Source organism: Paenibacillus sp. J31R122, assembly GCF_056269185.1.
Genome location: NZ_JBWDNM010000033.1, coordinates 1 through 9,359, shown reverse-complemented (window position 1 = coordinate 9,359; position 9,359 = coordinate 1). Strand labels below are relative to the sequence as shown.

Genomic DNA, 9,359 nt, shown 5'->3' with positions numbered 1-9,359 from the left:
GAAGATTGCCAGACGATAGAAGAGCTGCGTGAAAGAGTTAACGAATACATCTTAATGTACAACACAACTCGATACCAGTGGGGATTAAAAAAGATGACTCCTGATGAATACAGAAGCCATCTTCTTACTGCTTAGCACCTTTTTATTAAGTGTCTACAAATAGGGTTACAGTTCAGCTACGGCAGTTGCTCCCTTTTGTTATTAAGCTAACGGGCAGGATTCGTCAATAAAAAAGGGGATTTTTGTTTAATAAAGAATATAGAGTAAATTAATTCTTTACAGTTTTAAAAATCCCCACACCACGTGGCATCATTCTAATGAAACACAAAAAAAGGAGGTGGATTCATGAAAACGGAACTAGTAGTGCAGATCGACGAACCGTGGCAAAAAGAGTCAGTGGAAGAAATTGCGCGCCGCTTTGAAGTATTGAACCCTGGAGTAAAAATAATTGTTAAAGTTGTTCCTAACGGCGAAATCCGTACAACCCTGTACACGGGGGAATCCAATGCCGATCTTGTACAGTTGTTTAACGGAGACATCGTCGATTGCAGTAAGGAAGGACTATTGCTTGATCTGCGAGCGTGGCTGAGACAGAATCATGAATTAGAAAATTTGTTTCACCCTTCGATCTTCCGACTGATACAGCCTGAAGGACGAGTTGCTGTGCTTCCATTAAGCGCTAGTATGAAAGGCATTTTTTATAACAAGCAATGGTTTAACAAGGCGGGTATTCCTTTCCCAGAAGAAGGTTGGACTTGGAATGATTTTATGGAGATAGCGATTAGGCTACAGCGTGCGAATGTGCACAGAGAAGAATGTTTTGCAGCCCGAATCTCGTTTCACCGCGAGTATATTGGTCTTCTACTGCTCACAGCTGGGACAGATTGGTTGTCCCCTGATAAAAGAAGAGCCTCTGGTTACGCAAACAATGCGCAAGCTGTGCAAGCTGTGCAATGGGCAGTTGATCTTGTCCGCAAACACCGAGTTGCACGGGCGACCCAAGAGTATTTTGCGAACAGCGATTTGATTCGTAACGAAGCTGGGATGATTCTAGATTATTACGTTATGTTGCATGAAATCAAACCTCATTTGAAGGAAGATCTCGGTGTCGCGGGATTGCCGCAATTTATCGATGGACATAGGGTGAACGAGCCATGGGTTTGCGGGTTCGGCATATCGACCAAAACAGTTAACCCTGAATTAGCCTGGTCTTTCCTTTGTGAATTGACCTGTACCAACAATGAATTGACCCGGCTTGTGACGGAAGGGTCAATTGCTCCTCTTCGCTCTGTATATTCAGAGGTAAGTCATGACAGTGATCCTTTGCGTAATGCCATAATGGCGGAACTCGAAAATAGTGCTCAACTTCCGATCTCGTCAGGGAACACAGCCCTATATCAATTGTTGGACGATTATGTGAATCCTGCTTTGTCCCGTATTGTGTTCGAAGGTGCTGACGTTAAGGGGACGCTGGATGATTTAGCCATCGTGCTCGACGGTAAACTTCAAGACCACTTTTCGGCACCTTTGTTAAGCTAACGGGTAACAATAGTTCAATAAACGAAGGGCTGTCGAGTGTAGCCCTTTGTTCAGTTAACGGGCAGATTAATGCGACAACTGCGCGTTATGATCGTCTAAATTGTTCGCCGGAAGGAATTCAGGTTACAGAATGGAGGGCAAACAGTGAGATCAGTAAAAATAATGTTATTAGGTATAAGCATTATGATTTTTGCGGGCATTTTGATGGTGGATCCAGAGAGCAATTTTGGTGGTGCGGAGTTTGTCTTACTCATCGCTGGATTTACTATTTCGGTCATTGGTTGTATCTATGAAGGAAAAAAGGCGTGATCTTGTTATTACGCTAACGGGACACGATAGCTTAATAAGAAATGCAAACAAAACAGTTGCTTTAAAGCCTGCATCCATAAGTAAAACCTCTCCAGAGGTATAAGAACGACCCTATAAGCCATTTTCTTTTTATTGATCGTTTACTTCGAATAAAAAGGAAAAATTATAAAATAGGGCCTTTCTGCTTGTTTAATGCGTTTTGGCATCTCCGTGGCATCATGCTCACAAAATAGGGGTTTTTGTACAGATATACCACTGGTCGTTACAATAAGCCTCTGGAGTAGCCAAGCATTTGACCCTATTGGGAACAACCAGTACCAAATATCCGAATTATATAGATAGGGGTTCAACTGATGTTGGTTTAGCTTTATTGAATAGGTTTGACAAGGAATTGCGTGACCGTGGATATTCTTGGGACTCTACAGATACAGGTCTTTTAAGTCATAAAGTTATAGAACAACAAACAAATAAAACCGACCAGGATACTCTGTAAGATTAAAGACAAGTAATTGTACACTAAGTTGATGGGGATTAATCTCCTTATTTATCTTTCACGACTTGAAATCGTTTTATGATGTATCTCATTTGCGGTACTCATTTTATGAGGGTTTCTTTCGTTCACAAAAGTGGCAGGATCATCATTTTTCGTTATCAATGTAGCGTATTAAAATAGACTACCCTTCTCTTATCACCTTTTCCTCGCACTATCACAAATCGGTTTCTTGTGTTTGAATAAAACCCTTAATATCAGTTATCTCGATACCTTTTGTCAGATATTTCTCAAGCATTGTATTCAGCATGTCTTTTTTTACGGAAAATAAGGAATCTTCCAAAACAATAACGCGATAACCTCTGTTTATGCCGCCCAAAGCTGTCTTGTAAACACAACCACTGGCATCTGCGCCAACAATGTAAAGGGTATCAATTTCATTTTCTATGAGATAATTTTCAAAATGTTCTACAGAAAAAGCATCAGTGCGGAGCTTGCTAAAAATGTTATCCGATTGAATGGATAATTCATTATATAAGTCCGCTCCATCACTATCGGCCTGATACATACCATTAGAAATCAATGAATCCAAAGGGTTTCCCGTAAACTCTTGCTTGGTGTAAATAATCTCCATTTTAGAGTCATAGGCATATTCGATAGCTGTATTGATGTTAGCCATTAACGGTTCCGTGTTGCCGTATTCGGAGATACCCAAAGTGTCATTTTGGATATCTAATACCAAAAGTGCGCTTTTGGGGCTATCATATTTGGCGATTGAATCGCCCTTTGTAGCACTCGACAAATATACCAATCGTAAGGCAATAATTCCGAAACAGAGTACCGATATTCCAATAATGCTAATGAGTATAATACGAAGATTGCTCCTTTTATTCTTTTTTTTCATAACAGTCACCTCTTATTTATTTATCGTTTGGGGGTGTAATAATAGTTGCGAGAATATGCATTCTTTGTTCCTCGACCAAAGCGTTTCTTGTTTGATAAGGAGAAATTATTTCTTTTAACTTATTTCCGATATATACCATTTCTTCAACAGTTGCATAGATAGGAATTGCGCTGAAACCCGAACCATCCTCAACAATATTAATAGAGGATTTTTCAGCATAATTTTGAAACTCTTTCATCAATACAATAATAAAGTTCGTAAACAACTTAAAGTATGCTTCACCATCATTCTGCTCAACGATAGATTGGTTGACATTCAAAAAACTCTCATTCAATGCGTAAACTTTTTCCGTTACGGCTCGGACTTTATTTTCCGCAACAATCTTTAAAACCCCACTTTCTACCAAACGATTTAATGTGCGATAGAGCGTGGCCTGTGGGATATCGTATTGTGATGATAATAAATCTTTTGCTGTACACTCACCTTTTTCTTGAATAGAAAGAATGATTTGACTTTTAACCGGGTTGACAATGCAGTCCATTATCTCCTTAATGCTAATATCCATTTGTATAATCACCTCCTAATATTATCAGTATAATTATATTCTCATATTGATAATTTAAAAGTCAATAGTTTTTTACTTAGACATAACTTTCCATGGGGAGTAACGGGTTTAACGTTCTTTTGGTGAATTATTTTAACTAACGGGGCACAGCAATGCTACTCATTTATTGAACAATGGAACCCAACTTAGTAGAAGGTATCGTAAAGGATTTTGTCAAAAGTACTTTTAATGCAGGGGAGGGTAACGTCCATACGACGATGCCCTTATTTACTAATGCCCCTGTTGAATAATAGAACTAACAAAAAGAAGTTCCATTCTTGTAGAGAATGGAACTTCTAAAACCATCATCTTAAAAATAAAATAATGATAATATTTTGACGCAAAAAAGCCGCGAAAATGCGGTTTTCTTTATAACTTTGCTCATGCCAATTGAGGAAACCCTCAGGAGAACACTACGGTAACTTCGCCTGAAAATGTAAGTCTACAAGAAAGAACAGAAATTTTAGCTACTGTAGATTCGGTGTAAACACCGTTTGGTGAATTTAAACGCATTTCCTCGAGTGTACCTGTAAAGATTTTATAAGTTGCATACACTGTAGTTATCGGTAAAGTGGACCCGACATCGAATTTCTACCAGCTTGTGGTCACTAATGTACGTTCTATTCTCGCCTAATTTCACAAAAACAAAGAAGCTGCTACGGCAGTAGCTCCTTTTCACTTGCTCACAAAACATAAGTTTGGGCGTTGAACTAACGGGCAGTATTGTTGAATTGAATTAAGGAAAATACTAATTTCTTCGCGAATAATTCAATTTATCTTTTGGCTAATTATGAAATACGTAACCCGTCTCATCCAGCTTATTATACGAATTCCGCTAATAAGACGTTTATGCAATGGGGCAAAGATTAAAGACATATTTTAAAAACTATAAAAACATAAGGAGACTTACAATGAAAATTGGATTATTAATTGTAGATATGCAAAAAGTCTTTTTACAAGGTCAAAGAGAAAAACTTAATGTTGAAAGAGCATGTGAACACATAAACTATGTCGCAGACCTACTTCGTTCAAAAAATCATTGTGTCATACATATTCAGGATATTGAAGGAGCAGAAGATCTTAACTCTGAATTACTCGATATCATCTCGGAGATCAAAGTTGAACAAAAAGATATCAAGATTACTAAAGAAGTATCGAATGCATTTTGGAATACAGAATTAGAACAGATATTATTAAAGCAAGAAATTGGTTTAGTTATTGTGGCAGGTTTTGCAGCAGAGCATTGTGTTCTATTTACTTATAATGGTGCAAAGGAAAGAGGCTTTAAGACAGTGATTCTTCAAAATGGAATTATAAGTGCAAATAGTGATGTGATTAATAATACATACCGGGATAGAAATATAATCTCTTATCCTGTAATTGAGTTTATAGTAAAATAAAAATTTTGCAGGTAACTCAAGAAGGCCCTTGCAGCATATAACACCTTATTCATGCTGCGGACCTTACGGCTTGATCCGTCCGAGGTATTGAACTAACGGGACACGTTAGTTCAATCATTGCAGCGGCAGTCTAGGACTTTATTTGCGCGTCCTAGGCTGCCGCTGTTTCTCTAGTCTAAAACTTTATTTCCAACGAACAGCAAGCGGTAGCGAAAACATTGGATTGCCCCAAATTGCAACCTTTTCCCCTTTTTAAAGGTCAGAAAGTTAGAATGAAAAAGGGGGCACATATGAAGAGATTTCTTTTATTTACCGTCACTTTTATCTTGATTGGACTAGTCGGATGTGAAAGCGCGGGAACCGAAGTTAAAAATGGGCTAGGACAGATGGATGCAAGAAATATCATTTCCTTCATGTTAAAGGGAGATGACAACCAATCGGTCAAATTTACAGAAACTTCGTCATTTGAACGATTCGTTCAAGCAATTACAGCCGCCGAATATACCACGGCACAACTCGATATCGCAGCCCCAGATTACGGGTCCACAGTGGAAATGAAAGATGGATCAAGCCATAAATTCTCATTCTGGATCGTTGGAAGCAACACCGGTTTATTTATTAAATCGGGACAAAATGGACACTATCGGCTACCGGAGACTTCCCAAAAAGATTTGCTAAACTTGTTTCAATCGGCTGAAAAGGAACTTAAAATTGAAAAGTGCGGCGGTAAATTAGAAGAAAAAGATGTCTATGAGATAACCATCGCGAAGTCCCAAGCTCATGGTTCAGTAAATCCCACTGTAATGGTTGAATATACAGATAAAGAGACTATTGAGAAATTCATTCGTGCCATGAAAACGGCAGAAAATATTCATGGAATTCTGAACACTGCTACGCCTGATTATGACATAGTTATTACTCTGGAAGACAAGAAACACGCCTTTCACATATGGCTCAGCGAAAAAAGTGAGCGAGGCATGATCATGGACGTGAAAGAAACTCATACCGGCTATACACTCACAAAAGAATCAACAGTTGAGTTGAAAAAAATCATTAACGAGAACGCGCGTCTTATAGATGTAGATGTTTCTGCAAATCGGCCAATCAACACGAATCCAACGACCGATGACCTGCAGGCAGTGCGAAAAGCCGCATGGAATAGTCTTTCTGACCATAACAAGAAAGAAGTGGATATCGATTGGAAAACTGCGAAAGTTGAAACCGCAAAGGTAGAGGATATGCCAGTAGTGAAAGGTGGAGGAAAAGCACCCAAAGTCGCTCGCCTTTATAAAGTATCTTTCGAAACAAACGATGAGATTCTAGGACCAATACGTGTTTTTATTGATGCCGACGCCAAAAAGGCTGTTGGCTACCTTGTTAGAAAATAACAAAATTTAAGTAGCCGTTACGCTAACGGAGAACGTTAGTACGATAGCTTAATAAACACGATGAAACGGCTGCCATGAATCTAGCTGCCGTTTTCTCAACTAACGGGCAGGATAGTTAAATAAACTTAACGAATACTTTTAATAATGAATAAGCCCCAGGTGAAATCACTATTGAAGGAAGGTACGTAGAAAATGAGTTTTATTATAATTGGTTTGTTACTAATTATTATTTTCTTGTTGATGGATATTAAAAACAGGCTTTCTAAATCAGATTCAGTAAAAGAAATAATAAATAGAAATCGAGAAATAAGAAGAAAAAATAAAATGAACGATTAAGCTAACGGGCAGATTAGTAGAATCATGTTCGCGATGTCATTTTGTAAGGATCTAATCAGTGCCCTTTATTACCCCAACGACCGGTTAGAAAGCTCCACTACACTTTGAATGAAAGACTGCAATTCGTCTATAAATATTTTTGCAGCTTGCCCCATAAATTTGTCCGTTCGATATATGATGCAAATATCCTGACTTGGTGTAGGGTTGAGCAGCGTTACGGCTGAAATGTTATCGCGTTTCAGGTAATCAAGCAGCAGTCGCGGAAGAATTGCCGCTCCTATCCCTTGTTCGACTAAGGACAGAAGCGTCGATAACGTAGAGGTTACAATTGAATTGTCTATTGCAATCCCTTTTTCTTGGCAACAAGAATGGATGACCTTCGTAATTTGATGCTCCGGACCGAACATTACCATCTTAAGCTGCTGTAATTGATCGAAGGGGATTGTCTTTGACTTCGCAAAGGGGTGGTCCGAATGGACGACCAAAGCAAACTCCTCGTGGAACAAAGGGATGATCGAGATGCGATTATCCGGATTCGCAGGCACAATGGTAACTCCAAGATCTCTAGTGCCGTTGACAACCTGTTCATACACATCCACGGTCTCCGTAACGTGTATGGAAAGTTTGGGATATGCACGGTGGAAATTGATCAACAGCGTATCAAACAGCAAATCTCCGTCTCCAGGAAGAATCCCGATGTCTAGCCTGCCGCCTTCCATTCGCTTCAGATCCGTGATCGCCCCCTTAATATAGTCGACGCGTTCAAAGATGATATGACATTGATCAAGCAAGATCTTACCCGCATCCGTTAACGCGATCCGTTTACCAATGCGATCGAACAGAGGCATCCCGAGCTCGTTTTCCAAAAACTTGATCTGCTGGCTCAGGTTCGACTGTGTCGTGCATAGGTTCTCGGCAGCCCTTGAGAAATGCATTTCCTTACAAACGGCGGCAAAATACTCAAGTTGTCTAAATTCCATTACTCACTCCCCCTTTAATAAGCGGTCTCCATTTATCATTATAAATGGTAATTCAATTTATCCCAATCCCCCATTCAATCATTACTAAAACCGATCAATTGAATCGGAATCTCGTGATTGTTGCTTTGTGGAGAGAAAGGTACACTTTGGATGTGAAAGCGAAACACTTACAACAATTTAAATGGGAGGCGTTTTAACCTTGGCAAAATCGATTATTACAACTGGAAAAGTTCTGCGTCAGATCGTGATCGGGCAGCTTCAGGTCGTTTCGGAAGATCAATTCGACATTCAATCGAAAGGCTTCAATAACACGATTCGTTGGAATGTCGGTCATATGGTTTATTGGATGGATAAATACTCCTCTTTATCCTTCCGGTTCCCGTCTGCAATTCCGCCTCAATATGAAGCACTGTTTGGCTCCGGAACGGAACCTTCTGATTGGACGATCGCTCCGCCCTCGAAGGAAGAGCTGACCGAAATGTTAATGGCCCAGCTTTCCCGTCTCTCCGAGCTAACGTCCGAAATGCTTGACATGAATCTGCAATCGCCGTTTATCATGGGCCCGTTCCAATTCATGACCTCCGGCGAGTTGTTCAACTTCGCCCTGATGCATGAAGCCATACACCTAGGTATCATTTCGAGCCAGCTTAAAACCGTGCAATAAGTATAGCAATGACGAATAGTATCTGGAGGTATTGGCCAATGTTCCATCCCAAAAAAGGAGACCGATGCTATATGAAACCGGATCAAGTGTTACAAAAATATTTCCAAAGCATGGTGGATATAGACAAAGCCCTCAGCTATGTACACAGGGATGCTAATTTTATCGCGGCATTCTAGAAGAAGACGGACAGACATTACTTTTATGGAACCTATTATGGGATCGAAGGCGTAAGGACGCTATTATCTAAGTTCCGGAAAGATCTCGATACACAAGAATTCGAGATCCATAAGATGCTCGCTGATGAAAACACAGTTATGGCATGGGGAAGATTTAAGCATAGGATTAGGCCTACCGAAAAAATTTTTGAAAGCTATTGGGCGGTGGTTTGCAAAGTGGAAGACGGCAAGATTAAGTATTTTCGGGGCTTTGAAGATACTGGTGCCTTGGAGGCTTCTTTTAGAGAGGATTGATTCTTTCTCGATAGCACTAAAATGGCTTAAAGTTACATGATAAGTACTCTACCGGGACAGTACAATAAATATACCACGAGGTTGCTGGATTTGCACAACCGCTTCGATAAGCTATCGGGACACGATAGTTAAATAATACACATTGATGAGCAGGTGCTTCGGTATCCTGCTCTTTTTATTAAGCGCGTGCCCAGAAGCACGCATCTTCTAGCCGGTGAAAGTCCGGTCATGGGAGGGGCCAAGCCCCCATGTAGCTAGGATGCCTGCGTACGGTG

10 protein-coding genes are annotated in these 9,359 nt (G+C 40.0%); 7 read left to right on the top strand and 3 right to left on the bottom strand.

The genetic code is table 11. From position 1 onward, the window contains the following. The first annotated feature begins 15 nt into the window (after positions 1-15). The 3 genes from AC0YN7_RS29330 (at position 16) to AC0YN7_RS29320 (ending at position 1,848) form a co-directional block, all read left to right on the top strand. Positions 16-135 carry an IS3 family transposase gene (locus AC0YN7_RS29330; RefSeq protein WP_475813553.1) on the top strand — a complete coding sequence of 40 codons (120 nt, stop codon included), beginning with the start codon at positions 16-18 and terminating at the stop codon, positions 133-135. Between the two features lie 210 nt (positions 136-345). After that, positions 346-1,539: an ABC transporter substrate-binding protein gene (locus tag AC0YN7_RS29325; RefSeq protein WP_475813551.1), complete on the top strand. Its 1,194-nt coding sequence runs from the start codon at positions 346-348 to the stop codon at positions 1,537-1,539. A 144-nt stretch (positions 1,540-1,683) separates the two neighbouring features. Beyond that, entirely contained in the window at positions 1,684-1,848 is a 165-nt protein-coding gene (locus AC0YN7_RS29320) for a hypothetical protein (RefSeq protein ID WP_475813550.1), read from the top strand. 707 nt (positions 1,849-2,555) lie between these two features. Here the strand turns inward: AC0YN7_RS29320 and AC0YN7_RS29315 are convergent. Together AC0YN7_RS29315 and AC0YN7_RS29310 are read right to left on the bottom strand one after the other, a co-directional pair. Further along, complete coding sequence (locus AC0YN7_RS29315) at positions 2,556-3,242, bottom strand: cysteine hydrolase family protein (protein ID WP_475813549.1); 687 nt, start codon at positions 3,240-3,242, stop codon at positions 2,556-2,558. 16 nt (positions 3,243-3,258) lie between these two features. Continuing rightward, complete coding sequence (locus AC0YN7_RS29310) at positions 3,259-3,807, bottom strand: hypothetical protein (protein ID WP_475813548.1); 549 nt, start codon at positions 3,805-3,807, stop codon at positions 3,259-3,261. Between the two features lie 950 nt (positions 3,808-4,757). Here AC0YN7_RS29310 and AC0YN7_RS29305 point away from each other — a divergent pair. Together AC0YN7_RS29305 and AC0YN7_RS29300 are read left to right on the top strand one after the other, a co-directional pair. Further along, complete coding sequence (locus AC0YN7_RS29305) at positions 4,758-5,246, top strand: cysteine hydrolase family protein (protein ID WP_475813547.1); 489 nt, start codon at positions 4,758-4,760, stop codon at positions 5,244-5,246. A 290-nt stretch (positions 5,247-5,536) separates the two neighbouring features. Beyond that, entirely contained in the window at positions 5,537-6,634 is a 1,098-nt protein-coding gene (locus tag AC0YN7_RS29300) for a YhfM domain-containing protein (protein ID WP_475813546.1), read from the top strand. 404 nt (positions 6,635-7,038) lie between these two features. Here AC0YN7_RS29300 and AC0YN7_RS29295 read toward each other — a convergent pair whose 3' ends face one another. Then, positions 7,039-7,950 carry a LysR family transcriptional regulator gene (locus AC0YN7_RS29295; protein WP_475813545.1) on the bottom strand — a complete coding sequence of 304 codons (912 nt, stop codon included), beginning with the start codon at positions 7,948-7,950 and terminating at the stop codon, positions 7,039-7,041. 199 nt (positions 7,951-8,149) lie between these two features. On the opposite strand from AC0YN7_RS29295, the gene AC0YN7_RS29290 reads away from it, so the two are divergent. Together AC0YN7_RS29290 and AC0YN7_RS29285 are read left to right on the top strand one after the other, a co-directional pair. Then, positions 8,150-8,614 carry a DinB family protein gene (locus AC0YN7_RS29290; protein WP_475813544.1) on the top strand — a complete coding sequence of 155 codons (465 nt, stop codon included), beginning with the start codon at positions 8,150-8,152 and terminating at the stop codon, positions 8,612-8,614. Between the two features lie 218 nt (positions 8,615-8,832). Further along, positions 8,833-9,084, top strand: a complete 252-nt coding sequence (locus AC0YN7_RS29285; protein WP_475813552.1) for a nuclear transport factor 2 family protein — start codon at positions 8,833-8,835, stop codon at positions 9,082-9,084. Positions 9,085-9,359 lie beyond the last annotated feature (275 nt).